The organism is Capilliphycus salinus ALCB114379 (assembly GCF_047276495.1).
GTDB classification, from domain to species: Bacteria; Cyanobacteriota; Cyanobacteriia; order Cyanobacteriales; family Microcoleaceae; genus Capilliphycus; species Capilliphycus salinus.
Window position 1 is genome coordinate 6757557 of the sequence record NZ_CP178543.1, and the last position, 26786, is coordinate 6784342.

General features: G+C 43.6%; 22 protein-coding genes. 9 read left to right on the forward strand and 13 right to left on the reverse strand.

What is annotated here, in order from left to right:
* Window positions 1–262 precede the first annotated feature (262 nt).
* From ACL6C3_RS27310 to ACL6C3_RS27320, 3 genes are all read left to right on the forward strand, one after another.
* Window positions 263–2185 carry a S8 family serine peptidase gene (locus ACL6C3_RS27310; RefSeq protein WP_413162886.1) on the forward strand — a complete coding sequence of 641 codons (1923 nt, stop codon included), beginning with the start codon at window positions 263–265 and terminating at the stop codon, window positions 2183–2185.
* A 129-nt stretch (window positions 2186–2314) separates the two neighbouring features.
* Window positions 2315–4018 carry an alpha/beta hydrolase gene (locus ACL6C3_RS27315; RefSeq protein WP_413162887.1) on the forward strand — a complete coding sequence of 568 codons (1704 nt, stop codon included), beginning with the start codon at window positions 2315–2317 and terminating at the stop codon, window positions 4016–4018.
* 467 nt (window positions 4019–4485) lie between these two features.
* Window positions 4486–5244, forward strand: a complete 759-nt coding sequence (locus tag ACL6C3_RS27320; protein WP_413162889.1) for a DUF2993 domain-containing protein — start codon at window positions 4486–4488, stop codon at window positions 5242–5244.
* Between the two features lie 28 nt (window positions 5245–5272).
* Here ACL6C3_RS27320 and ACL6C3_RS27325 read toward each other — a convergent pair whose 3' ends face one another.
* The 3 genes from ACL6C3_RS27325 to arsS are packed head-to-tail and all read right to left on the reverse strand — an operon-like array spanning window position 5273 to window position 7741.
* Window positions 5273–5962, reverse strand: coding sequence for a TVP38/TMEM64 family protein (locus tag ACL6C3_RS27325; RefSeq protein WP_413162891.1), 690 nt, complete (start codon window positions 5960–5962; stop codon window positions 5273–5275).
* Between the two features lie 6 nt (window positions 5963–5968).
* Entirely contained in the window at window positions 5969–6730 is a 762-nt protein-coding gene (locus ACL6C3_RS27330; protein WP_413162892.1) for a TVP38/TMEM64 family protein, read from the reverse strand.
* Window positions 6731–6754: 24 nt separating this feature from the next.
* On the reverse strand, window positions 6755–7741 hold the full coding sequence (arsS, locus tag ACL6C3_RS27335; protein ID WP_413162893.1) for an arsenosugar biosynthesis radical SAM (seleno)protein ArsS: 987 nt from the start codon (window positions 7739–7741) through the stop codon (window positions 6755–6757).
* Window positions 7742–8139: 398 nt separating this feature from the next.
* On the opposite strand from arsS, the gene ACL6C3_RS27340 reads away from it, so the two are divergent.
* A complete protein-coding gene (locus ACL6C3_RS27340) occupies window positions 8140–9486 on the forward strand; it encodes an ion transporter (protein ID WP_413162894.1) in 1347 nt (448 codons plus the stop codon).
* 21 nt (window positions 9487–9507) lie between these two features.
* Here ACL6C3_RS27340 and ACL6C3_RS27345 read toward each other — a convergent pair whose 3' ends face one another.
* Both ACL6C3_RS27345 and ACL6C3_RS27350 read right to left on the reverse strand, forming a co-directional pair.
* Complete coding sequence (locus ACL6C3_RS27345) at window positions 9508–9792, reverse strand: hypothetical protein (protein WP_413162895.1); 285 nt, start codon at window positions 9790–9792, stop codon at window positions 9508–9510.
* A gap of 101 nt (window positions 9793–9893) precedes the next feature.
* Window positions 9894–11360, reverse strand: a complete 1467-nt coding sequence (locus ACL6C3_RS27350) for a DUF697 domain-containing protein (RefSeq protein ID WP_413162896.1) — start codon at window positions 11358–11360, stop codon at window positions 9894–9896.
* Window positions 11361–11468: 108 nt separating this feature from the next.
* On the opposite strand from ACL6C3_RS27350, the gene ACL6C3_RS27355 reads away from it, so the two are divergent.
* Together ACL6C3_RS27355 and ACL6C3_RS27360 are read left to right on the forward strand one after the other, a co-directional pair.
* A complete protein-coding gene (locus ACL6C3_RS27355) occupies window positions 11469–12554 on the forward strand; it encodes a metallophosphoesterase family protein (protein WP_413162897.1) in 1086 nt (361 codons plus the stop codon).
* 329 nt (window positions 12555–12883) lie between these two features.
* Entirely contained in the window at window positions 12884–13780 is an 897-nt protein-coding gene (locus ACL6C3_RS27360; protein ID WP_413162899.1) for an all3515 family Zur-repressed PEP-CTERM protein, read from the forward strand.
* Between the two features lie 68 nt (window positions 13781–13848).
* Here the strand turns inward: ACL6C3_RS27360 and ACL6C3_RS27365 are convergent, their stop codons facing one another.
* Window positions 13849–14448 (reverse strand): hypothetical protein, encoded by a 600-nt coding sequence (locus ACL6C3_RS27365; RefSeq protein ID WP_413162901.1) that lies wholly within the window; start codon window positions 14446–14448, stop codon window positions 13849–13851.
* A 217-nt stretch (window positions 14449–14665) separates the two neighbouring features.
* Window positions 14666–15913, reverse strand: a complete 1248-nt coding sequence (locus tag ACL6C3_RS27370) for an FIST N-terminal domain-containing protein (RefSeq protein WP_413168426.1) — start codon at window positions 15911–15913, stop codon at window positions 14666–14668.
* A 410-nt stretch (window positions 15914–16323) separates the two neighbouring features.
* Here ACL6C3_RS27370 and ACL6C3_RS27375 point away from each other — a divergent pair, with 410 nt between their 5' ends.
* Together ACL6C3_RS27375 and ACL6C3_RS27380 are read left to right on the forward strand one after the other, a co-directional pair.
* Window positions 16324–16551: a Calvin cycle protein CP12 gene (locus tag ACL6C3_RS27375; RefSeq protein ID WP_413162902.1), complete on the forward strand. Its 228-nt coding sequence runs from the start codon at window positions 16324–16326 to the stop codon at window positions 16549–16551.
* 186 nt (window positions 16552–16737) lie between these two features.
* A complete protein-coding gene (locus tag ACL6C3_RS27380) occupies window positions 16738–17304 on the forward strand; it encodes a DUF3177 family protein (protein ID WP_413162904.1) in 567 nt (188 codons plus the stop codon).
* A gap of 426 nt (window positions 17305–17730) precedes the next feature.
* Here ACL6C3_RS27380 and ACL6C3_RS27385 read toward each other — a convergent pair whose 3' ends face one another.
* Window positions 17731–18633 (reverse strand): type II secretion system F family protein, encoded by a 903-nt coding sequence (locus tag ACL6C3_RS27385; protein WP_413162906.1) that lies wholly within the window; start codon window positions 18631–18633, stop codon window positions 17731–17733.
* A 74-nt stretch (window positions 18634–18707) separates the two neighbouring features.
* Window positions 18708–20408, reverse strand: coding sequence for a tetratricopeptide repeat protein (locus tag ACL6C3_RS27390; protein WP_413162908.1), 1701 nt, complete (start codon window positions 20406–20408; stop codon window positions 18708–18710).
* A gap of 498 nt (window positions 20409–20906) precedes the next feature.
* On the opposite strand from ACL6C3_RS27390, the gene ACL6C3_RS27395 reads away from it, so the two are divergent.
* On the forward strand, window positions 20907–21293 hold the full coding sequence (locus ACL6C3_RS27395) for a Mo-dependent nitrogenase C-terminal domain-containing protein (RefSeq protein ID WP_413162910.1): 387 nt from the start codon (window positions 20907–20909) through the stop codon (window positions 21291–21293).
* Window positions 21294–21482: 189 nt separating this feature from the next.
* Here ACL6C3_RS27395 and ACL6C3_RS27400 read toward each other — a convergent pair whose 3' ends face one another.
* From ACL6C3_RS27400 to ACL6C3_RS27415, 4 genes are all read right to left on the reverse strand, one after another.
* A complete protein-coding gene (locus tag ACL6C3_RS27400; RefSeq protein WP_413162912.1) occupies window positions 21483–21821 on the reverse strand; it encodes a Dethiobiotin synthetase in 339 nt (112 codons plus the stop codon).
* 378 nt (window positions 21822–22199) lie between these two features.
* Window positions 22200–23819, reverse strand: coding sequence for a glutamine-hydrolyzing GMP synthase (gene guaA / locus ACL6C3_RS27405; RefSeq protein WP_413162913.1), 1620 nt, complete (start codon window positions 23817–23819; stop codon window positions 22200–22202).
* 534 nt (window positions 23820–24353) lie between these two features.
* Entirely contained in the window at window positions 24354–25547 is a 1194-nt protein-coding gene (cbiD, locus tag ACL6C3_RS27410; RefSeq protein ID WP_413162914.1) for a cobalt-precorrin-5B (C(1))-methyltransferase CbiD, read from the reverse strand.
* Between the two features lie 197 nt (window positions 25548–25744).
* Window positions 25745–26770, reverse strand: coding sequence for an ATP-binding protein (locus ACL6C3_RS27415; protein WP_413162916.1), 1026 nt, complete (start codon window positions 26768–26770; stop codon window positions 25745–25747).
* Between the last annotated feature and the right edge of the window lie 16 nt (window positions 26771–26786).

The following is a 26786-nucleotide window of genomic DNA, read 5'->3' on the forward strand; positions in this document are numbered from 1 at the left end:
AATATCAGTGGTATAACCGATGACAAGACCGATAGCGGACTGCAATAATTAAATTATCAAAGGTAAAAGAAAAACAAGTTAAATCAAGGACAAATTATTTAAACAGCGTTTGATATTTCCGGAAAATCATAAAAAAACCAGTAAAAACTAAAACTTGATTTAACCCGTTAAAGCCCTCGTTTTTAGAGCCAAAATCCCCTTTATTTTTCCAAATAATTCCTCAAAAATACTCAGATTCAGCTATCCCAGGAGATCGTCTAAAATGTTTAACCCTCAAGCCATTACCCGCTCTAATTCAGTTGTTAGCCAAGGCGACATTGCTCTGAATACAGACGAAATTCGTAATACTCTAAACCTTGATGGTAGTGGGATTAAAATTGGCGTAATCTCCGATAGCTTCAACCTAGTAAACGAAGGAGTAACCGCAGCGGATGATGTTAGAAGTGGCGACCTTCCGGGCGCAGGAAATCCCGATGGTTATACCACACCCGTACAAGTCATAAAAGAAGGGCCTAAAGGTAAAGATGAAGGTCGGGCGATGTTGCAAATTATTCACGACATCGCCCCCGGTTCTGAATTAATGTTTTATGGGGTTTCCAATGAGGTTGAAATGGCACAGGCTATTGACGCCCTAGCCGCAGCCGGAGCCGATATAATTGTTGATGATATGGGCTTTACCAATCAGCCCTTTTTCCAAGATGGAATAGCAGCGCAAGCCGTTAACCGAGTAGTAGACCAAGGTGTAGTTTATTTCTCAGCCGCCGGAAACGACGGTCAACGCTCCTACGAGTCGGAATTTAGCAACTCAGCGAACACATTCACCGTCAACGGTATCACCTACGAAGCCCATGATTTTAATAGCGGAGCGGGTGTTGATGTATTTAACCAATTTAATCTCGATGCGGGAGATAAACTCGGGCCGTTAACCTTACAATGGGATGAACCCTTCGCCTCTGTGGGTAACGGTTCGGGTGCAACCAGCGATTTAGATATTTTTATTGTTAAAAAAGACTCTCTCAACCTGAGTGCGGATGATATCGTTGCTTCTAGCGCCGACAATAACGTGGGAGCGGACCCGCTAGAAACGGTTTCTTTTACGAATAATACCGACAGCGGCGAGTTTCACGTTTTGATCGGTAAACGGGTAGATTCGGCCGAACCCAATCAAATCAAATATATCAGCTTTTCCAACGGCGCAGATAACTTTGAATACGGTCACAATAGTTCGACGGTTTTCGGCCATCCCAACGCAGAAGGGGCGATCGCAATTGGGGCGACAAGCTACAATGATACTCCAGAATTTGGTACCGGTCTGCCCAAAGCCAAATCTAGTTCTTCTGTCGGTGGCACTCCGATCTTAATGGCAGAAGACGGAAAGCGCTTAGATAGTCCTCTGGTTCGTCAAAAACCCAACTTACTCGCCACAGATGGCGTCAATACCACCTTTTTCGGTTCCGATAGTTCCTCCGATAGCGATGCGTTTCCGAACTTTAGCGGGACTTCTGCGGCGGCCCCCCACGCGGCGGGTGTTGCGGCGCTGATGTTACAAGCCGGTGGGGGTGGGGAGTCTTTAACGCCGGCGGAAGTTCGCAGTATTCTGGAAGAAACCGCACTGGATGCTGATCTTCCGGGGTTAGATTTTAAAAGCGGTTCGGGTTTAATTCAGGCCGATGCTGCGGTAGAATTGATTGCGCCTGAGTCTGCGGTTGTTGCAGAAGCGGATACTGCAATTACTCGGGAATCTCGGGATGCTAACAGTAATGTTGTCGGTACTGTAGAAGATGATATTCTCACGGGTAGCGCCGCTTCGGATGTTCTTCTGGGCGCTCAAGGTGATGACCAACTGTTAGGGGAAGCGGGAGATGATGCGCTCTACGGGGGCCAAGGAAATGATATTTTACTGGGACGACAAGGCAACGATGTTTTAAGTGGAAATTTGGGCGATGATGTTTTGATTGGAGGAGAAGGAAATGATCGCTTTGATTTGGGTTTACAAGCGGGTGTGGATGTGATTAAAGATTTCACTCCCGGACAAGATTTGATCGGTTTGAGTGATGGCTTGACCTTCGCAGATTTAACGGTTAGTTTCCAAAATGGATCGACAATTCTCGCCGCTCAAAACCAAACTCTGGCCACAGTTGACGGGTTGCATTCTCTCAACGAACAGAATTTTCTCTCCATCTAAGTGATAACGAACAGCAGGATATATAATTCAAACATTGATAAAAATCAACTTTAGGGGTGTGGGGAACTGCACCCCGATTCTCTGTGTCAACGATATCATTAATTCGTAGAGGAAAATACTATTTAACAGATGATTAAACTCATCCATAAATCCATTAAGAAAGGGTATAAATCGGCTGGGAGTGTGGCTTTGCTTGTGGGTTGGTTTTCAACCGCTGTTATCGCTTTACCCGTTAAAGCCGCAGAGGAGATTGATTTTGTTTTTGCTACGGCTCGTTTGTCGGTTCCGGTGAGTTCTTTACAAACTTTTGCTGAAACCGGAAAAATTGATAAGAATCTGAGAGCTTATTTTAATTTAGCCGGGGCAACCGATGAGGAAAAAGCCAAGTTTCAAGAAGCTTTAATGAAGCCAGTTGATGTTGATGCGGTTCAGCTATCTCGCTTTTTAAATACGGCGATTGGCGAGGATATTCTCAATAATTTAGGGCGTTATATTTCGATTCAAGGTGGGGGAAACGGTCGGGCGGTTTTAAAGATAGCTTTGATCAAGTCCGCATCCCAACCGCAGGGGTTAACGGTGTTGAATTTTCTTGATAATCTCCCGACGAATATACAGATTAATCTCGATCAAATTTTAAGGTTAAGAAAGACGGTTAAATTGGTGATTGATGGAACTCGGATTTTGAATGAAGAAGTTGCGCGTTTATCGAGGGAAGCGACTCTTTTAGATGAAACAAATTTTTCGGATTTACCGGACCTGCGTCAACCGGGTCCTTATGGAGTTGATGAACCTCAACGAATTCTTCTCAATGATACTCGGCGCGATCGCGAATTTTATGTTGATCTTTATAAACCGGAAATTTGGCGATCGGGTAAAACACCGGTTGTGATTATTTCTCACGGTTTGGCTTCTCGACCCGCAGATTTTGGCAAACGCGCCAGACATTTGGCTTCTTATGGTTATTTTGTAGCGGTCCCCCAACATCCGGGTAGCGATCTTCGCCATGCGTTAGATTTGTTAGCGGGTCGAAGTCAGGAAGTTTTTGATGTGCAAGAATTTATTAATCGTCCCAAAGATATTAGCTATGTTTTAGATTGGTTAGAACGGTTGAATCGCCGGGGATTTCAAGGGCGGCTTGAACTAGATCGAGTGGGAATTTACGGTCATTCTTTTGGCGGTTATACGGCGTTGGCGGTGGCGGGGGCTGAGATTGATTTACAGAATTTAAGACAAGAATGCAGGTCGGAGTTTGGTTTTTTAAATACGTCTTTATTGTTGCAATGTCGCGCCCTTTCTTTGCCGAATTTACCGACGAATTTTCGCGATCCGAGAATACAAGCGGTGATTGCGGCTAATCCGGTGAATCGCAGTATTTTTGGCGAGAAAGGTTTGGCAAATGTGGAGATTCCGGTGTTGTTAGGTTCGGGTCTTTACGATCCGGCGACCCCGGCTATTTTTGAACAGGCGAGTTCTTTTATTTGGTTGCAGTCTCCAGAAAAATATTTGGTGGTTATTGAAGGACAAGCTCACGTGGATTTTTCTCAGTTGGATGCGGGAATAACGGAGGCGATTAATTCCATAGAAAAGTTAACGCTTCCCAGTCCCGAGTTAATTGATAGTTATGCTAACAGTGGAATTGTGGCTTTTTTTGAGGTTTATATTTCTGAAGATCCCGATTTTAAACCTTATTTATCTTCGGCTTATTTTGATTATCTGAGTCAACGACAAGTGTTCAACAGTTATTTAATTGATCGTTCGGGAGCGGAACAGTTACAAGAAAAATTGTTACCTTTAAAACAAGAATTCATAAATTTGGGAGCCGCACAAGAGTAATCCTAACTCAAAAAATAGTCACCAGTGAACAAATAGAAGTCCTGTAGGGGCGGGTTCTACGAAGATCTTTACTACTACTTCAACATTGATATAAACCCGCCCCACCCCATAACAAAATTAGTCAACCGGAGATCATATGATATAAACCCGCCCCGAACCCGTTACCTGACTCCGGGGCGAGTTTAGCTAGGTTATTTCTAGGAAAAATAGATTCATGGGGAACCCGCCCCTACAGTGCCTGGGTCTTCCGGAAGAGAGTTGAGCAGATGTCCAAGTTCTCCCACAGAAGACAGATTTTGTAAATTAGTGTAAAATACTCTAAAATTGCTGAAATGCCCTACAAATATGCAATAGACGGAAATCAAAAGTTTCTCAAAGTGCGGGTTAATCACTCCTATCAAGACAACTTATGTAACATAACTTAATAGAGCCGCTATAATAAGTCGTGTGAGCAAGCGAGCAAGGGAATGGTACAAGCTTTGTTTGGAAGCACTCCTTTTCAGACCCAAGGTGGCGATCAAGTGGTTAGCAAAGCCGCTAGCACGGCGATCGCAGCCCTATTCAAACGTTCTGAAAAAATTGAGGCCAACGTCCGGGCTGAACCCGTAGCCAAGCTGTTACAGGGCAGTGTAGATGGCTTTGACTTCATCGGCAAAGGAATGCTGATGTACAACGGGCTTCGTATTGCGGTGATGGAACTCTACCTGCAAGCGGTATCGATTGATTTTGGTGCCATTTTCGCAGGTCAGGTGAAGTTACGGCAACCGACTCAGGCGACAATGCGAGTGGTGTTAACGGAGGAGGATTTGACGTCTTCGTTCAATACTCCCTTTATCATCGATAAGCTACAGCGCCTCGAATATCAAGGACAGCCGTTAAAGTTTAGCAACACCGAGATGCGGATCACGCCCGAGAAAAAGCTGCATCTGCAATCTCAGGTGCGGGTGGGTGATTCCACTCAACCCATTTCGCTTGACTTTACGACTAATGTTGAGATTCAAGAACGTCGTCGAATTCAGTTTGTTGATGTCTCCTACGAAGGGGATGCCGAAGCGGTCAGTTTAGGTAAAGCGTTGATTGATCATGTCAACAACTTAATGGACTTAGACAAATTTGCCCTAGATGGCACACAATTGCGGATTGATCGATTGCGAATCCAAAATGAATCTTTGATCTTTTACGGAGCCGCTCAAATTAATCGATTTCCGCAGATGAAAAAGCGTTAGGGGTTAACAGGAATGAGATTTATCGCTGTTACTCGGTTTCCTCGTTCCAGTGCAATCTTTTGCGGGTTACACTGGGCAATAAACACAATAAAGTTGCTATTGCCAAAGCGAGGAATATCGAGAAGCGATCACTTCCTTCTATGGCTCGTTTTCCGCTAACCCCCAACCAAGTGTAGGTAAACGTTCCGGGAATTATTCCTAATAAAGTTCCGAAACTATAGTCTTTTAATTGAATTGGTGTCAGTCCAAATAAAAAATTGCACAGGTTAAACGGAAAAATGGGAGCCAATCGCACAAATAACACAAATTTTAAGGGGTTTTGTGTGGTGGCTCGATTAAATTTTTTGATTGCATGATGTCGGCTAAACGTTTTCAGCGCCCAATTTTGCAGTAAATATCGAGTCATCAAAAATGCCGCTATCGCTCCTAATGTAGCCGCAATTACTGACCAAAATGTTCCCCAACCCAAACCAAAAAATATCCCTCCCGCCATTGTTAACGGTATTGCTGGAACTCCGACAATAGTCAGGAGAATATAAAGTAAAATATATCCAAAAATTGCCCAATTTCCCCATTTTTCTATCGAATTTGTTAGCGAAACGGGATCGAGATTTTGCAGTTTCCAAGGACTAAAATAAACCATCCAAAAGAGGCTAACCAAGCTAACCGTTAACCAAAATCGCCGACTTTTGAGTAACTTCAAAGGGAAAAAGGACATTTTTCGTTAATTTTGTTCTTCAGAAATTTTGTTATTTAAAGCTTGACGAGCAATTTTGGTGACATAAACACTCACGGCAATTGTAGCAATTAAACCGACCCCATAAAGAATCCATTCTCCGGTGGTTTTTGAGCGTTCTTCTAATCCTAAAGTTGCTAATTCTCCGGCGAGAGAACCGAGATAAACATACATAATTGTGCCGGGAATCATGCCAATCCAAGAAGCAATTACATAATCTCGTAAGGAAACTTTAGTTAACCCAAACGAATAATTCAATAAGTTAAACGGGAAAATGGGAGACAACCGCGTTAACCCCACAATTTTCCAACCTTCTCGGGCGACGGCTTCATCAATGGCCTTAAATTTCTCATTTCCAGCGATTTTTTTGGCAACCCAACCCCTAGCTAAATATCGACCGACTAAAAAGGCACAAGTTGCACCGACAACCGAACCCATTGAAACATAAACATAACCCGCAAAAACGCCAAAAATTGCCCCGGCGCCCAACGTTAAAATCGAACCGGGAAGAAACAAAACCGTTGCCAAAATATAAACCAAAATAAAGGCAACAGGCCCCCAATACCCAAGATTTGCAATCCAGTCTAAGGTTTGTCGCAGATAATCTTGAATTGAGGAAAAAGAATCGGAGAGATTGAAAACTTGATCGGCTAAAATCATCAACGTTGCGACTCCAAAAGCTAACCCTATTAATTTTAAAGGTTTGGGGAGTTTTTTTCGCTGAATGAGAGATTTTTCTGAAGAATTCATCTAAGACATTTTCACTCGGTAATTTTAAACTAAAGCGCCCCCACAGCTTGAACCACAGCCTGCGGTACAGCCATAACAAAAGGGAGCGGTTTGTATCTCTCGAATGACATCTAAACTGTCAAATTCGAGCAGTGTTTCAACGGTGAGAAGTTCACCGGTTGAGGTCTGAGCGGGAATATTTTCCATTTGATTAAAATCGCAATCATAAATATTGCCTTGATAATCGATAGAAAGCTGATTTCGACACATCAAATGTTCGACGGTATTTGAATTGTAATTTTCTTCGAGAAATTGTAGATAAGGTTGGTGGAGATTTTGATTTTTCAAATAGAACTTTGTTCTGCCAATGGGTAAATTTGTGATGGTGAAAAGTTGATTAAAATCGAGGTCAAAATGTTGTTTGAGATAGTGTTTATAAGCTTGTTCGAGTTGCTGTTGTTGCGGGGGTAAAGAAAAAGATTCCTTTTTGGGCAAGGCGGGATTATACACCAAATCCAACACCAAATTTTGTTGTCTACCATACCCAAGCCGATTCAGCCATTGAATCGCCGCTATCGAATCTTGATAAACACCTTTCCCTCTCATTTTGTCAACGTTATCTTCCAAATAGCAGGGCAAAGATGCTATAATTCTGACCTGATGTCGAGCGCAATACTCGGGGATCTCTTGAAATCCATCTACAAAATAAATGGTGAGATTGGAGCGTACAATGACTTCTTTTTCAAGTAAACGAGCGGCTTCTACGAGCGGTTTAAACCCATAGTTCATCTCGGGCGCTCCTCCAGTCAAATCAACAGTTTTAATCTGGGGAAAACGATGAATAAGTTCGATCAATTGATCGCAGATTTGTGGAGAGAGTTCTTCTGTTCGTTTGGGGCTAGCTTCGACATGACAGTGGGTACAAGCAAGATTGCACCGCTTACCCAAATTAATCTGTAAAACTGAGATGGGTTGCTTAGTTAGAGGAGAACCTAATTTATGTTCAAAGGGGGTCAGGGTTGTTTTCAGCATAATTTATCCCGGTTGGGAGTGACAACTTATGAATGATGGTAACAGCAAACTTCCATCAGCTTCAATCTGAATATTTTAATCTCGATTGCTTTTCAGGTGATGATCGAGCATCTCGGTGTTTCCAGTTGCTATTGATCTTGTTGATAATCCGATTGAGTTTATTCTCTTTCTATTCAAAGCAAGTGAACTGAATTTATCCTGAGAACAAGCTGAGGATTAGATAATATTATGGTCTGGTCAGATGTCCGAACTAAAAATGATCGTTTCCCCCGATAGTCTTGAATTTTTATAACCTTAAGCAAATGGGGATTGCCGTTATCTGGGTTTCTAAGCTATGTTTTTTTAAGATAATAAAACTGTCTTCCCTTTGAAGTGCCATTTTTTTGTTAACTTTAAATATGCAAACCATCCATCCCGAATCAAAATTTGTCATCGTTTGGGAATCTCTAATTGTCTTAGTCACCCTCTACAATTATATAGCGGTTCCCTTTCGGATTGCATTTAAAACGAGTAGCGATGGCATCTGGCTCATTTTAGATATTATCAGCGATTCTGTATTAATTGCGGATATTTTTCTCCGGTTTCATATTGGATATATCGATCAGGGGGCGTTTATTGATGACAAACATAAAATTCATCAAAATTACTGCTCGAAAGATTTTAAAATCAATTTAATTGCGAGTTTACCGATAGATATCATTATTAGAATTATATTTTATACGACTCCGGGCTATGTGATTAGTATTTTAAGACTTCCTCGACTTTTACGGGGGTTTCAATGTTTGGGAATTTTCCGAAGATGGGAAAACAACGTTAATGTGAACCCGGTTGTTATTCGGATGATCAACTTAGTTGTTATTATTTTTCTCATCGATCATTGCGTAGCTTGCTTGTGGTTTTTTATTGGCAATGTTGCGACGATTTCAAATCAATCTTGGTTAACCCGTGCTTCTTTGCAAGATGCGAGTACCACCACCCAATACATGAAAGCCCTCTACTGGTCAATTACCACTTTAACGACGGTTGGCTACGGAGATATTACCCCAACCAACGATTTAGAAATAGCCTTTACTTTAGTGATTATGTTTTTGGGGGTGTCGATGTATGCGTTTATTATTGGTAATGTCGCCTCTTTAATTGCCAATTTAGACGCAAATCAAGGACGATTTCGAGAAAAACTCGATCAAATTCAAGCCTATATGCGCGAACGTCGTATTCCCTCATACTTACAGCAACAAGTTCGAGATTATTATCAATATATGTGGGAATACAGCCACGATGCTTCGATGGAATTAGACTTTTTAGATGAACTTCCCCACTCGATAAAAACTCGAATTTACCTCCACCTTCACCAAGAACTCTTGGAAAAAGTTCCCCTGTTCAAAGACGCCGATAAAGGCTTTATTGAAGACTTGGTAATCAAACTCAAACCCCGAATTCTACCCCCCAATGATTACATTATTCGAGAAGAACAATTAGGTCACGAAATGTATTTTATCAAGCGAGGAGAAGTGATCGCTTTTTCTGAAAAAACCGGTCGAATTTACCGCACCATGACAGCGGGTATGTTTTTTGGTGAAATTGCGCTGTTATACTCCAGCAGACGAACGGCGTCGGTGAAAACGCAAACCTACTGCGAACTTTTTGTATTATACAAAGATGACTTCGACCAGGTTTTAGAAAACTATCCTCGATTTTGGGAAAAAGTCAAAGAAATTGCCGAACAACGCTTTCAAACGAAGTAATTTTTAGTCGAACTTTTAACGTTATTGAACTTGTTCTATCGGAGGTTCGGGAGGTTGACCGGTAACATCAAATCGATTGAGAATATAAATAATTCCTGTCGCAACGAGCGCCCCCAATACCAACCCAATAACGACTAAAAAAATAAAAGAACGGCGAAGAACTTTAATGGTTTCTGGATGGGGTTCTCTAACTTCTACATCATCAATCGAATCCGAGTTTGGGTGATGATTATTGAGTGTATTTAAAGGATCGGCGCCACGATGACCGTTATCGGAATCGGAATTTTGATCGGAAAATAAATTCATGGTAATTTACCTATTTGGATTAAAATGAAAAAAAACAATCGATTAATCGGAATTTCTAAATTAATCAATTGTTTTTAGTTCTAGAAACATCGAGTAACACTTTAAGAAGCCGGTGACTGACTGGCTTGTTTTTGTTGAATTTGGGGAGACAGACGGTTAACCGCTTGTTTCACAAAAGATTGCAATAACGAAAGCTGTTGATTTTGTTGGAACACGGTTTTTAACGTTTGATTGAGCGCGTTAATATTGAGCGAAAACTGACCGGATTCTTTCTCGTCTATCTCCAAGCTTTGGAAATATTCAACCAAACTCAAACCCGCAATTCGAGTTAAATAAGCCGCACTCACACCCTGAACAACTCCCCCCGCGACAAACGTTACCGTATGACTTTTTAACAACGAGGTTAACGTTTGACTGGTCAACTCCACAAAACCCAACTTTAACATCTGAGTTCCGATAGTTTTCGCGACTTCTTGAGCCTGTTCGACGGAAAATTTCTGTTGATAAATTCCGCCCAAATCTATCACCAATTGAGCATTAATCGCCGCAGTTGCTAACACGTCCAACGCCGGAACCGGATTCGCAAACGCCGTCGCCGCCGCGATCCATTGGTACTGTTCAATAATCGGTAAAGCCCGCTCCCGTCTAACTTGATTTAAACCGGTTTTGACTTGGGCTTGTAACGCTTTTGCTTGTCGGTAAGTGGTTGCCCAAACTAAAGATTGTTGTTCTTGTTTTAAAATTTGACTCAGGCGTTCAGTCAGGGGTAAAATATTCGGTTGTTGGGTTTCCATCCATTCTTTGACCGAACCATCAGCTTGATGCTGGCGAACTTTCACCGGACTGGGAGAAGCGGCGATCGCCACCACATCTTCGCCTTCTAGCAACCCTGCCATCGTCTCTCGCAGACGTTGGAGGATAACGGGTTGTTCTTCCTGGGAATGCTGGTCTTGCTTGTTCCAGACCAATATAACCCGGTGACTTTGCAACAACAGTTGAGAAATGGTTTGATACTGCGGATCGGTGACGTCCCCGCCCGTGAGAAACAGGACCGCATCGCAGTCGGTTAGTGGCTTTTGCTGGCCCTCGGGAATTTCCACAAATGTTAACGGTTTGCTGTATTGGCCGATACCATTTGCCGATAATCCCTGCATTAACTGGGTTTTCCCGACGGACTTTCCGCCCATCACCCCGACAGACAGGGTTTGACGTTCGAGTTGGGAAGTCAGTTGGGTTAGCTGCTGTTGGAATTGGCCGATATTGGCGGTAAAATTCTCGGCTAAACGGCTTTGTTGGGCTTCTGCGGTCAGCTTTTCGATGGTGCTTCCCGTGTACGCGATCGCGTGATCGACGGTTTGGCGATCGATAATTTTGGGAGTCAGGGCGGGGGTCGTTTTCGGGAATTGTCGCTGTATCCACCACAGACCCGCCCCGAGGGCGATCGTTCCTACCAAGGCGGTTTCGCCAAATTCGGCGGCAGAATGGGCCATACTGTTAACTAACCAAAGTAAAAACGAGAGTCCGATTCCCCCAACTAAGATGGGGCGTTGTATTTTAGCGGTCATCATAAAAAATTGTGATAATCCATTGAAATTAGGTGATTTTTCCAGCTTAAATCAAAACTGGACCTGTGCCGGCTTTTGTACAGGGATCAACATAATACGGGCTATAAGACTATGAACTTGAATTTTCGATTTGCCATTGCTAGCGATCTGCACATTGCCCTTTCTCACACGATTTGGGATCAGCCTCGGCGGTTTCATCTGGTCGAAGCCAGTATTCCGGCTTTAGAATTGGTTTTGGAACATTTAGCAAAATGTGATTTAGACTTTTTGCTGTTACCGGGCGATTTAACTCAAGATGGGGAAATTGATAATCACGTTTGGTTAACTGAACGTTTGGCTAAACTTCCCTATCCGGTTTATGTTGTTCCGGGAAACCACGATGTACCGCAGGCGGTCGGGAATGAATTGGTAACAGGTTTAAGTGATTTTCCGGCTTTTTATCATGGGTTTGGCTATGACAATGTTAATCAGTTGTATTATACCCATGAGATTTTACCAGGGGTGCGGTTAATTGGGTTAAATTCTAACCATTTTGATCAAAGCGGGAAACAGATTGGTTGTCTTGATCAACAACAATTAGACTGGTTACAAGAGGTGTTGGCGACGGCTGAGGATGAGTTGGTGATGGTGATGTTGCATCATAATGTGATCGAACATCTTCCCGGTCAAGCTACAAATCCTTTGGGGCGTCGCTATATGTTGCAAAATGCACCGCAATTGTTAGAAATTTTATCTCAAGCCGGTGTACAGCTTTTGTTTACGGGTCATCTGCACGTTCAAGATATTGCTCAATGGCAAAATATCTATGAGATTACAACCGGTTCTTTGGTGAGTTATCCTCATCCTTATCGCATTTTAAATATGCGATCCAAACCGAATGGAAAACAGGTGTTAGAGGTTGATTCTCATCGTATCACTTCTGTTGCCGGTTGGCCGGATTTACCCGAACAGTCACGGGAGCGGATTGCCGATCACTCGTTTCCATTTATGACCAAATTGTTGACCAGTCCTCCTTTAAGTTTACCACAGGAAGAAGCGGTTCAGTTTGCCCCGGATTTGCGCTATTTTTGGGCTGATGTGGCGGGGGGAGACGCGGAGTTACGTTTTCCCGAGTTTCCGACTCCGGTCCGGCGTTATTTTGAAGCGTTTAGCAGTGATTCGGGAAGTGATAATCAGGCGACGTTATTGTTGAGTTAATTGTTGAGTTAATTGTTGAGTTAAAAAGGTTGAAAACGGGGAAATTTATCTTTTTTGGGCTTGGGAATTCAACGGTTTAAAAAACTCGATCAACTTTTTTGGATATTCCTTTGATTAATTGGTTTTCATCAAACTTTGACAATTTTGACAACGATGGGGGGAGACGGCTGTAGCCGTCTTCTCTTTTATTTAGTTTTTAGGTTTAAGAATTTCATCGGATTTTGGGCTAATTTGATGATGCAAAGATTTGTAAAACTTTGACAAGCTGTCTTTTTACAACCCCGGTTGAGTCTGTTAGAGTTAGCCATCATTCATCCAAGGAATTGTTTATGTTTATTGGTAAATCTAACTGGACGACTCGGTTGATTTTTGGGTCTGCTGTAGCGGTATTTACAGTTATAAATTCGAGTCAAATTACCCAAGCACAAATCTCTGGAGGACACGCAGATCACCATCACTTAATGGTGGGAGTGGACGGCTTAGAAACTTTAGATAGAGATCCATTTATTGGCTTACCCAACCCCAATTATAACCGTCTTTCGCTGCTGTTTCCCCATCAACATGACCCCATAGAAGTTAGTCATTTTCACGCAATTGGTGTTTATAGTTATACCAGTCCTGAAGATTTAACCGTTATTCCAACCAGTAGTAATAATCACGTTCCCGAAGCCCGGTATAACTTACCCCCACTCCCTCTTTTTCCGGGTTCAGAAGCTTTTACAGGTCAGTATATCTCGATGAAAACCGATGAACATATGTATTCTGATCTCAAAACTAAACCTGTTGCTCATCTAACAGATGATCTCGACGATGCCTATGTTAATGCGATCTATAATACCGGAAATGGTCGCTGGCAAGGTTTACTCGGAGAAAATACAACCATTGCTTTAGAATTAGTTGATCTTACACCCGGTTTGGGAATTGCCAACTCTGAAGGTGAAGATTTATTTGATGCTGTGGGAGATAACTATATCATTATCATTGGAACCGGAGATTATTTTTCTTTTACACCGACGTTTTATGTTGCAGAAGATGCGGCGAAAATGGTTTACTCAGCCACATTTCGTTTATTAGATGTGACTACAGATAGCAGTTCTACTCCTTTTCTCCCTTCGGGAACGTTTACGCTAAATTTTCAGCCAGTTCCTGAACCTTCAACTTTATTTGCTTTAGGAACGTTAAGCTTAATGATATTCGCCCGTCGGGGGAAAAATAGCTCAAATTAATTGAACTAAAGAAGCTAAAGATGCGTTACGGTTTGCTAACGCATCCTATGTTTATTTTGGGGATTGGGTTAAATTTCAAAGTAATCCGAGAGTTTTTGACTTTGTTCTAACAGGGGTTCTAAAGTATTAAACTGAAACCAAAACCAGACTTCTCTTTGACTGGCAAATTCAACGCTACCGTAGAGGGCTGTCGAGTATTTTTTTGACCAACTCGATAACAGAAGCTGTCCGATGTTGCCAACTTTATATCTGGGAATCATGTAAGTAATTCCGTAGTTACTCAACGTACTCATTACCCCCATAACCCCATTAAAAAAAAGATTACCCACTTCACTTAAAATGGCTTGATCTAGCTGATCTTTATCAATTTTTCGTCGTTCTTCTGTGGCAATAAAATCAATCAATAATTTGGCGCTCTCAACGGGAAAAACCAATTGAGTCATGCCGTTATATTCTCCTGAAAACACCAGTTCCATTGCGCTAATTTTTTCCAAACCCAAAGGAGACTTGAGTTGAGAAAGTAATTCTTCGCTGGGAATAACCTCCAAATGATTGAGTTTTAATTTCATCGGAGACTTGGCTATGGTTTGTAACATGATTTCTGCTCTTTCCAAGCCGACTTGAAAAATCGGCTGAAGGTGAGCAAGTAACTGTGGGTTTTCATTCATAAGGTATGACGTTGAAGCTTTAGCTTAGATAAATCCTTCGATTTATCTTCAAACTCATTTTAAAACAATTGACACCTTTGATCGCCAAAACTGCACCCCAAAAACCCGGTTCCTACAAGAAACCAGGTTTTCAATCCTCACTGTGCTATAACTGCTAGAAACGATCTGGCAGATCACTGAAAAAACAGCACAAAACCCTTTAAAGGCGAAGTAACCTTTAAGGTTGGCGGACAATTCCAAAAACCGAGGTGTAGCCGTGCAGAAACGTCCCATCTCCCACCGGGCCAATTTCTCCATTGCAGAATAACCCACTCAGAGGTATATTGATATAGCGTTGAAATTGGCTAGAGTCGAAGTTCGGTTCCCCGTAGAGTCCTTCACCCCGTCCCAAACAGGAAAACATCAAAGCACCCGCATTGCTTCCGCTCAGTTGAGAAGAATTCGGATGTTGTAGTTGATAACGAGTCAGTAACGCTTGCAAATCTTCTTTGGAGGTTTCCGCATCCCGCAAGTGAAATTGTATCCGCTGTCCGGGACGAACGCGATCGCCAATTGCAATCGCCCCCACGCGAGGATCGACACCCAACAAATTGCGAATCAGGAAATCTCCGGGTTCTAATTGTTGTTTAAATTCATCTCGAACCACCCCGATAAACAATGAATTTTGAGCCAGTTGTCGGTCGGCTTCGCTAAGATATTGTATTAATTCCTGCAAAGCTTCTAGAGGTGAAAGTGATTTTCCAGACGGACTCAAGGAGAATTCCGAACTGCTGGACTCTTCCTCAAGTTGGAGAATAATGTTACGCTCACCTTTGGTGACTCGATAGGGTTCTCCAATCGGACGACACCCCTGAGCGACGATGGTTTCCAAGACGAGATTACCCGATAAAGCCACACCAACGACTTGGGCTTGATAATGTTCCCTAGCGTAAAAAACCCCGGTGATATTGCTCAAACCTCCGCTCGCCAAACCCCCAACCTTAACCGAACCCGGATAAGCATAGTCGAGTCCTTGCAGCAGGTCGTTAATGCGGTTGTAGAAGGGGTCAACCAGTAAAATAAACTGGGGCTGTTCGGCGGGATCGACTCCGATCAAATCCACCCACTGTTGAGGGGGACTATCGAGGTCCGGTAAGCCTTCAGAAGACAGATGAAAGGGGTGTACTTTCACTCCCGGTAAATGTGCCAAACTGAGGCTTAAAGCGGGTTCTCCTTCGATTTCTTCGGCTTGACTGTTAGCATTCATGCCGACAATGCCACCCCCACCGCAACCGATAATAGCGTTGAGGTTGAGTCGCTCTTGCAATAGGGGCATTAATCGAGAATACTCGCTAGCAAAGGCAGAGGAGATAAAGACTAAGCCGAAATTGGGCGAGGCGGGTAATGCTTTTGTTGTCTGTTCCACCACTTCGTCAATTGCGGCTTCTAAAGAGGGGCGTTTGGAAAGGGCGTTAACCCATAGCATTTGATTTTCTGTTGATTCTACCATCGATTCTCTCCCATGTTGATCAGTTGCTCACGATTGCCCCATCTTATCTAGAAATCTACTTCTGCCTCTATAGCTGCTGGTTTTCCTTCTGCGGTGAGTGATTTGTCCTATACGGTCAACTGGCTTTGAGTTGATCTACAATATAAAAATATAGACGATCCGTATCTAAAGCTGCATTTGTGCGGAATCTCAATCGGCAAACCTTAAAAAATCAAAAGGAATACCTAGCTGTAGCTTGAGGTTGCGTTATCACTGATCAGTAGTTGTAAAGCTTAATTCGGTGTATTCACCAAGGCAGTCTAGTGAAATAGCCGAACTTGATGAAGCATTCATTTTCAGTTAGGCTGATTCAGTGTAGGGAAAGATGTAGTTGAGGCGAACTAACCATGACCAATAACAATATTGATGAAATGATTGAGCAGGAGCGCCAACAGGCTCGCAATGCTTGCGATACTCAAGGGCCTACTTCTGCCGAATGTGCCGCCGCTTGGGATGCTGTAGAGGAGTTACAAGCAGAAGCCGCCCATCAAAAACAGAAGAAGCCTAAGACTTCTTTTGAGGTCTACTGTGATGATAATCCTGATGCAGCCGAATGTCGCGTTTATGAAGACTAGGGGCTTGTAGTCTCAGCAATCTTCAAGTTAACTCAAGGCTGTAGCATATGCGAGCAACTGGGACTTGACGAGTGTCGAGCCAGTTGCTTACCTTTTGATTTAAGTTTAATTTGTTGCTTTAAATGTTAGGAAATGTTGAATATATTACCATTCGCTAACGTTCCCCTGTTGGAATCTTTTGTTTGGATGGATTATAGATTGGCTGTTTTATTTACAGTTATTGTTCCGTTGATTTTGCTAATCTGGGCTTTTATTCAAAAGATTGATGCTATTCAACGTTTACTGGTAATTTATTGGCGGGTGTCTAGTTTATTGGCAATTACAGTTTATCTGATGATCGCCGCTTTTCCAATGAGTTTTATTACTTCGATCCTCGCCCGAATTTTGATGATCATCAGTCTATGGTTTTGGGTGGATCTCAACGAAGAACTGGAGGATATGCAAAGTTCTATCTTGAAGTTCAGCTTTATATCTTGGCGGTGGGCTGTATCTATTTATAGTGGTCTGGGCGCTTTACTTTTTATTCCCTTTTTACGCTGTGCTTTTTTAGATACTAAAGGGTTAATCGCCGATCAAACTTGTCGGGTTTGGTTAGATCCGCCTTGGATGTTCAAAGAGATTTTTCATCCCGGTTGGACACCGGGATTTTTGGGCTTTTTAGGGTTATCCGGTTTGGTATTTTATCTCATTTGTTTTGGCTATTTTATAGTTGTAAAATTGGGCAGACAAGGACGTTCGGCAACGGGACATTAACAGTCACCAGTCACCCTTCGGGAACGTCCGTTGCGGAAGATCGCAAACTTTGCTCTATGCGCGGAGCGCGTAGCCTGCCGCGAAGCGGCTTACTTCGCTCGCGACCATTCCGCGCCCGTCGCAAGGAGCGCGCTCTCGACTATTGGGCGCCCGTCGCAAGGAGCGCGCTTCGCGACTATTCCGCCAAGTCAGCAAGCAGCGAACCCGTCACCAGTGTTTTCAGTGAACAGTGACCAGTGAAAACAGGTGTCAGGTTTCACGTCTGTAGGGGCGGGTTCTGCATTGATCGAGGGCGACCACTCCCAGATTGAATTAAACCCGCCCCACCTGCATAACTCCGGGGCGGGTTTAGAACAGTTGTTGGCAAGGACATGATAAATCGATTCGGAACCCGCCCCTACAAACCGAACTTCTGCCTGTCTAAAATTAATAATCGGGGAGTAAAATAAACAAAGATCTGAGGGCTTCTGCGGCTAACAATGCCACCAAACCGCCGGCCGCTAATAAACTAACCGGAATTAAAATCGCTTGTAATAAATGCAGAGTTTGTTCAAGTTGTTTGTTATAATAATCGGCGAGTTTGTGCAGGGCAATATTGAGATGACCCGTTTCTTCTCCGGTCCGCAGAATTTGAATGGCGATCGGCGGTAAACGACCTTCTACACTTTGACTAAACGTATAACCTGCGGGAATTTGACCCAACGCAATGGTGAGAGTTCCCGACATTTTAGAGGTTCTGGGAATGCGATCGCGAACTAATTCAATAGCAGTTAAAACCGGAATCCCGCAATTGAGAGGAAGTTCAAGTTGAGCCAGATCGAGCATCGAACGAGCGGTAAAAATGCGGCGAACCAAAGGTAAACGGGGCGCAAATTTCGGGGCGATATAACCCAAAATCGCGAGAAAAATCATCACCACAACCCAAAGCCAAATCGGACTTTCAGAAGTATAAAGTAGAGTAATAATCAACCCCGAAACACTAACTAAACTCGCGATCGCCGCCAATTTGACCGAACGATAAAGACTCTGGCGATCGACCTCCTGTTGAGCCATTTGGGACAAACGGTAGCACATTTCCGGCAAGGCACCGCTATAGTCGGCAATTTGAATTAAACTAATCGTCCAGCGATCAAAGTATCGGGGTGCATGGGCCAGCGCAGAGGCGAGATCCTCCCCCAAAGCAACGGCTGTACTGACTTTGTTGAGATAACGAGCAAAGCGATCATCACTTTGTTGAACCAATAGGTCGATGATCTCCTGGATACTAAAGCCAGAGTTGAGCAAAGTCGCGAACTTCGAGAAGAATCGGGCCTTCTGTTGCGGAGTCATGCGCTAAAAATACTAACCCCCTATTTTTGCATAAAGGGGCATCACAACCGGGCGATCAAAAAGTTATTCATCCCTTAGGCGCCGTTACCGGGTTGGAGTTTAACCATCAGTCGATTTCGATAGGCGATCGCTTCGGAATGGTTGGGTTGCAACTCCAGGGCGACTCCGTAGGAAGCATAGGCTTCTGGGTAGCGCTGCAACTGTTCAAAAGTCTGTCCGCGTCTGATCCAGGCTTCACAATAGTCCGGCTGACGTTGGATAATGCGATCGTAGGTATTGATCGCCTGTTGATATTGATGAGTTGCTTCTAACACTCTCCCCAACATCAAATGCACAGTGTAGTTATCCGGCCAGATTTGAATGGCTTGGCTGTAGGCTTCAAAGGCGTTAGAATACTGCTGCACCCGCTCACAAATTTGTCCCAACTTCACCCAGGCTTCAAAATTATCGGGTCGTAGCCGAACCACTTTTTTATAAGCGACGATCGCCTCTGAATATCGCTCGAGTTTTTCTAAGGCTTCACCCCGCTGTAGTCCGGCTTTTGTGGCTAGGGTTTGATTGTCAGATGTCAGGGATAACACTTTATCGTAGGCGATCACTGCTTCTTCGTAGCGATCCAACTGTTCTAGGGTTTCACCCCGACAATTCCAGGCTTCGAGGAAATCGGGTTCAATTTGTAAGGCGTTATCGTAGGCGATAATTGCCTCTTGATATTGTCCCAACTCGCACAGGGCTATTCCCCGACCCAACCAAGCTTCGGGAAAGTTGGTGTGAATTTGGGTGGCTTTATCGAAGGCGGCGATCGCAGAATGGTATTGTCCGAGATCGAGAAGAATCTGACCGCGACTGATCCACACCGCCGGCGAGTCGGGATTCATTTGTAAGGCTTGATCGATGCTGCTTAACGCGGCTTCGGGCCATTGAGACTTCAAGGCCATTCCTTTATAAAACCAAGCTTCGTAGTCTTGGGGTTGTAACTGAATGACTTGATCGTAGGAGGCGACGGCTTCGGCGTATTTGTGTTGTTTTTGTAGGGCGATCCCCCGGTTAAACCAAGCCTGGTAACTTTTGGGTCGCAGTTTCAAGGCGCGATCGTAAGATCCCACCGCTTCTGAATATTTGTACTGATTCATCAGCATTTCGCCCCGATTAAACCACGCTTCAAAGTTGTCGGGTTGCAACTGTACGGCGCGATCGTAGGATTCGACCGCCGACTCGTAACGTTCTTCATTCATCAGCGCATTGCCCTGATGATACCAAATCGCCGACATATCGGGTTTAATCTCTATTGCCCGTTTGTAAGAAGCTGCTGCGGCTTGAAATTGAAAGGTTGATTCTAGGGCGAGTCCTCTTTCGTACCACGCTTCAAAGTTATTGGGTTCGATTTTTATGGCTTTATCAAAGGAGGCGATCGCTTCTGAGTATCGTTCTAATTTGGCCAGAGTAATTCCGCGAAATGTCCATCCCCAATAATCTTTGGGTTTAATTTTTATGGCGCGATCGTAGGATGCCAAAGCTTCTTTATAGCGTTGTAACTTTCTGAGGGAATTTCCCCGACGCAACCACCCCGCATACCAATCCGACTTATATTGAATGGCTTGGTCATAATGATAAAATGCGGCTTCAAAGCGTTCGAGGGCGTATAACCGATTTCCCCGTCTAAATTCCGGGTAGGCTTTAAATATACCCAACAGTCCTAACTGGGGTTTTGCAGTTGGTTTGGCGGGGGATGAAGATTCTACAGGGAAGGCTAGGGAGGTCAATTCTTCTGGCATTTGCCACCTCGGACTTCTGAGTGCTGACTTTTAATTGAATTTCTCTATTTTAATTGTGGACTGAACAAAGATTCATTGTTTCTAGGATCTCGTCTTTGGTCTATGTAGCCCTGCGATCGCATACCCTCGTCCTGGTTTTCTATGAGTTTGGATTTGTCAGTTTCGAGGTTTTTTGTGTTTCTTGATACAATATATGCCGATCTCTATTTTGTCAACCCCCTAACAATACAAATATTTTATGAAACATATATATTTTATTTATACTTTTGATTCTAATTTCGACATAAATACTCCCAAATAGGGCAATATAGTTCATGGGAGTTTTTATGCTGCTGCTTCACCACCGAACTTTTCCCTGATGAACTTCAGCATCTCCGAGAATTAAGTGATTCACTCCTCATTTAATCTCACGTAGCTATTCGGATCTGATCGACTAACTGCTGTAGACCCTAATAGTAGGAGTAGCTGGCATTTGGTCGGCCTAAAATGAGTTAACTAATGAATATCGCATATTATACAATGCCCCATCTGGCCCTTGCCAGTTGGGTGAAATCTCACGGACAAAATGCCTCTGAAGGCATCTCTAACCGGGTAAAGCAGTTCTTGGGTTCTAAACCTCAATTGGCCCCTCTCAAACCGCTCCGACAGTGGCTAGAGGCTTTAGAAATTAAAGACCCGAAGCTGGCTAAATTTTTATGTCAACTGATTCCCGCCCAATGCCCTTTTGAGCGTACCATTGAGTTCAGAGGTCGGGTTATCATCCATATTCCGCCCTTGTGTAAACTCAATCCCGTCTACGAAGAAGTAGTCGGACTGCGGTTTAAAGCGTTGTGTTACCTGGCCGATGAATGTGGGGAAGATATTACCCCCTACTGTACTAACTGAAAGCCAGGAATGAGAGCCATTCAACCCAATTGAGGACTGAATCCAATCTATTATCTCAGATTCAGTCCTCAATTTTTCCATAATTTTATAAAACGATACATTTCAGTCACCAGTCACCAGTCACCAGTCACCAGTTTTTTCAGTTGTCAGTTAATAATTTTTCCTGACTCGGTGTCTGCTGACTTCTAGCTATTGACCGGAAAAAATACTTCCCACCGCCCGACGAACCCGACCGAGATCTTCTTTCAACAGTGGGGGCCATTCAACGCCGCGATCGCGACCCGCTTCAAACAGAAGGTGACTTTCGAGTGCTAATTGATACAAAGCAGAAACCAATTCTCGTTCTAGGGTAGAACTCTCTTTAGCCGCATCAAAGACAATTTTCAAAGCCAACAAAATAGAGGTAAGTTGACCGGGTATCGGTGGCTGACCCTGCTTGAGGCGGATCAGAAAAGCATCGGGGTTTTTTTGGGCTTCTAGAGCTTTTCCTTGAGCTATTAAGAAGTTACGGGCGGTTTTATAATCCATAGAACATTCTACAGGCGATCGCGAATCACTCAGTGATTGGTTGGTTTGTTTTTGTGACTAGACATTAGTTTTCCACAAAACTTTTCCACTTTTCCACAAACTTTTTGAGGTTTTCCACAAAGTATAACCCGTTCTTAAGGTCTAGGAGAACTTTCCTTAACATTTTCCGGAAAATTGAGATCGGTCTAGAAATTAGAAAGCCTTTTCAGATGAACCGATAAGCAGCTTTTAGAGTGATCAGTTATCAATATTCTCTATCGACTGTCTACTGTTGACGGGTTACTGTGAGTAAGGGGCGGGTTTATTGAGGTTATTGATCACAGATATACATTTGTTCCGAACCCGCCCCTACAAAACCGATCGCCCGTCAGGTGATATCTATTCCCATTCGATGGTTCCGGGCGGCTTAGAAGTAATATCATAAACCACCCGATTAACCCCTTTGACCTCATTGACAATGCGGTTAGAGATAGTTTCTAATAAATCGTAGGGAACCCGCGACCAGTCGGCCGTCATCCCGTCTTCGCTCGAGACAAACCGGAGAACCACCGGATGAGCGTAGGTGCGCTGATCGCCCATTACCCCAACACTACGAACCGGAAGCAACACCGCAAAGGCTTGCCAAAAATCGTGATAAATTCCCTGTTTGTTGATTTCATCGCGAACAACAAAATCGGCATCCCGGAGAATTCGCAGGCGTTCGGACGTCACCTCGCCAATAATCCGAATCGCCAATCCCGGACCCGGGAAAGGATGGCGGCGAACAATTTCTTCCGGTAAACCGATAGAACGTCCGACTTTGCGAACTTCATCTTTAAACAGTTTCCGCAGGGGTTCAACCAGTTTAAACCGTAAATCTTTGGGTAAACCGCCCACATTATGATGACTCTTGATCTTAACGGCGACTCGTTCCCCGGTTTGCGGATCGACGTTGGTATCGGCGGACTCAATTACATCGGGATAAAGGGTGCCTTGGGCGAGATAATCAAAGGGTCCGAGTCGGTTTGATTCTTCTTCAAAGACTTGGATAAATTCGTGACCGATAATTTTCCGTTTTTCTTCGGGATCGGTGATGCCCTCAAGTTTGGCAAGAAACCGTTCGCGAGCGTTAACATATTGAACGGGAATGTGGAACTGTTCCTCAAACAGCTTAACCAAGCGTTCGGGTTCGTATTTCCGCATGAAGCCTTGATCGATAAACATACAGGTGAGATTATCTCCAATGGCTCGGTGCATCAAAAACGCCAGGGTTGAGGAGTCCACCCCACCGGAAAGCGCCAGTAAAACCCGTTTATCGCCCACTTTCCCCCGCAGTTCCCGAATGGCTTCTTCGACAAAGGCTTCGGTTGTCCAAGTGGGTTGACATTTGCAGATGTGATAGACGAAATTTCTAATCAGGGCTAAACCGCCAACGGAGTGAACGACTTCGGGATGGAACTGAACCCCATAAAGTTTCCGTTCGTGTTCGGCGATCGCCGCACAGGGTGTATTCTCAGTATGGGCGAGAATTTCAAAGCCGGAAGGTAATTGAGTACAGGAGTCGCCGTGACTCATCCACATGGTTGAGCCATTTTCGACGTTGGTGAGTAAATCTGTCGGATCGTCGATCACTAAAGAGGCTTTTCCGTATTCAGCCCGTTGAGCGCGTTCGACTTGACCACCCAGTTGTTGTACCATCAATTGCATCCCGTAACAGACGCCCAGAATGGGTATACCCAAGTTCCAGATGTTAGGATCGCAATGGGGCGCACCTCGATCGTAGACGGAATTGGGGCCGCCTGATAGTATAATACCTTGGGGGTTTAAGGTTGCCAGTTGTTCGGCAGTCGTGCGATAAGAGATAACTTCTGAATAAACTTCCGTTTCTCGAATCCGGCGAGCAATTAACTCTGAGTATTGAGAGCCAAAATCCAGAATGACAATCATTTGTCGGTTTACTTCCCCAACAATAGGGGTGTTTGACTGGGGTTGAGTTAGCGTGTCGGTCTGGGGAGCCATATCGAGGTTGAGAGTAGTGAATAAGTAAGAACTTGGAATGGTTAGTGAACTACCTACAGCAAATCAATAGATTATGCGGTAGGCTTCCCGCCCAAAGAATAGCTTTCTATTACAAGCAATAGCTAGTCTTACATTCTGGCGACAGGCTTTGCCCCGCGTCCCGCAGGTCAAAATACACGGTTTTCATCAATTATGTTTATGAGTCTAGCTTGGTTATCGCTATACTTCTCGCCGTGTCGAGTTGTGTGTCATTCAATCACGACGCTGGCAATTGATCTCAACATCTAATCACAGATTACGATGTGAGGTTTCTTGCCATTGATGCTAAAACCATACCCCCTCTATGTCCGCCTGATTTAGCATATAGAGAGGGTGTTTTCTGTTACCTACTTCGGGAACAGATTCGCGCACCGTTGTCTGGGAAGTCCCAGAAGCTCAGTTGAGAGTTGATCTTTCATCGGGGTTTGGGGAATTGGAATCAAAACTATTTTGTGAGTGATTCGAGTTAGAGGGATCACTCGCTTTCCCGATTGATTAGAGCAACTGATTATTGTGACTAGAATAGCAAATTTTCGCTAAAAGTGTATCGCCTGCTGCACTTTTTATAACAATTTTGCGCTTGCGATCGAATAAGACCGAACCCACTGTAACCCGACGCTGGCTGTGATCCCAGATGTAGGCTTGCGATCTTTGATCTATTTTAGATGCGATCGATCCATAAACTTGTTTGACCCAATGAGAATTTTGTGTCTCTGAACTTCCGTCGAGGGTTCGCAGGTGGTTTAATGCGGCTTCTGCGGTTTCGGCGTGAAAAATGGTTTGTAAATTTTCGCTTGATAAGCCTAAGTTAGCACAGTGAGCGGTTAAGATTTCTAAACGTCCATCGGCCAGATGGTGATGGGTGTGAAAGATTCCCCCCGCTAACTTGATTAATTTTCCATGATAGCCAAATAATAGAATAGACTCGATTCCCGCAAGTCCGGCTGCGGCTAACATTGGCCCCAACCAATTGGCGGTTTTAACGGTTTGTTCCGGGGGAACTCCGAGTTTTTGGGCCAGATCTAAGCCATTTTCTCCCACACAAAATACTAGGGATTTATACTGGGTGGCTTTTTGTTGAAGTTCTTCGCAGTAGGCTTCGAGTTGTCCGGGTGCGGTTAGGGGTTGGGAGATGCCCGTTGTGCCTAAAAGCGATAATCCTTCTACGACTCCAAAGGCTTCGTTTGAGGTTCGTTTTGCCAGTTGACGACCTTCTGGTAATATTATTGTAATCTGTATTCTGTCTGTTGGTTTGAGCAATCGTTCTAAGTTTTCTTGAAATAACTGTTTTGCATATCGATAAATTGCCGGATTTCCACTATTTTTATCGTAACCTATTCCCTCGCCGCCGATTAAGGTAATTTGTTCGTTTTGTTTTGGGATAATATTGGTTTTATCGGTAATTTTAACAGCATTTTCGATGAGTTCTACCATCGCCCAAATTGGTGTATTTCGGGTTAGATCTAAGTTATCTCCGGGATCGGAACGAGTAATGGCTAAGGCGGTGTTAGGTTTTATTTTAGCAACCTGTTCGATGGGAATTTCAACGGTTTGTTTGGGTTCAATTAAATCAAGGTTAACAGTATTTAGAGATTGATTATTTTTAAATAAATGCTTTAATGCTGCAATAGCTGCTGCACAAGCAAACACGGGTAAAGTATATCCTGAACGGGGTTGAGAAGGGTTCATCTATTTGATTTTAGCGTGTATGAATATTGTTAAGTTTAACAGTTGCAAGCCGAAAAGCGAGTTCAAGCAAAAAAGCGATCGCACTTAACTTTGAAAGGGAAAGAGTATGCGATCGCCTTATTTAAGAAACAGTAAATTTAACTGTTAGATGCTGTATCTAGTTGTTCTGGGGGTAAGTCTTCCTTACCATTTACAGGTTAAGATGCTGTTGTATCCGGTTGTTCTCGCGGTAACTCTACCTCCTCATTTACAGGGACTAACTGAGGTTGAGGTTTTTCCGCTGCTTTATTCGCCTCAATAATCTCAGTAATTGCTTTAACAAAATGAGACTGAGTAACCTTTTTTTCAGACTCAAGTTTATCTTCATGCGCCGCAGCTACAACGGCTTGAAAAACAGCATTTTTGATATCTCGTCCTGAAATTTTATCGAACTGTTTTGCAAGTTCTTTAAAATCTACTGAGCTGTCTAATGGAAGTTTTGTAGGGATTTGAGCTTCCCAAATTTTCACACGTCCTTCTTCATCCGGTAACTCAAACTTAATTGTTCGTCGAATTCGACTCACAAAAGCGGGATCGTAGTTACTGTATAAATTGGTTGCAAAAATGACAACTCCTTCGTATTTAGAAAGCTCAGTCAGCATGACACTACGAGTTAAGTTCACTGCTGTATCAACAGCTTGAGTCACATTCTCTAAACGCTTACCTAAAAAAGAATCGGCTTCGTCAAAGAACAAGATAGCTTTCTTTTCAGTGGCAAACTTGAACACATCTGAAATATTCTTGGGAGTTTCACCGACATATTTTGATTCAAGTTGCTGATAAGGAACAACGAGAATATTTAGATCTAGTGCATGAGCTATTACTTCTGCTGTGAGCGTTTTTCCGGTTCCGGGAGGGCCATAAAAGTTGATAGAAAGAGCCTTATCAAGTTTATGCTTTTCTCCCATTCCCCATGTCTCGTAGATTAATTCCTGATGCTCAAGTTCCGCCATCATTAAATCTACCTGATGTCGAGTTGCTGCGGGTAGAATAACATCCTCAAGTGTGTACTTCGGCTCTCGGAGATAGAGGCTAAAGTCTATCTTTGACTCTTGTTCTTTATTATAATTTTCAGTTTCTGGTTTGCTGTTGTTTTCTGTTTGAGCATCATCTTTCGGATAGCTAGAAATTCCATTTTTTCCTGTCCGTTCCCTAGATACTCCTACTCGATCAAGTCTTGGCATTAATCTTTCCTCTAAA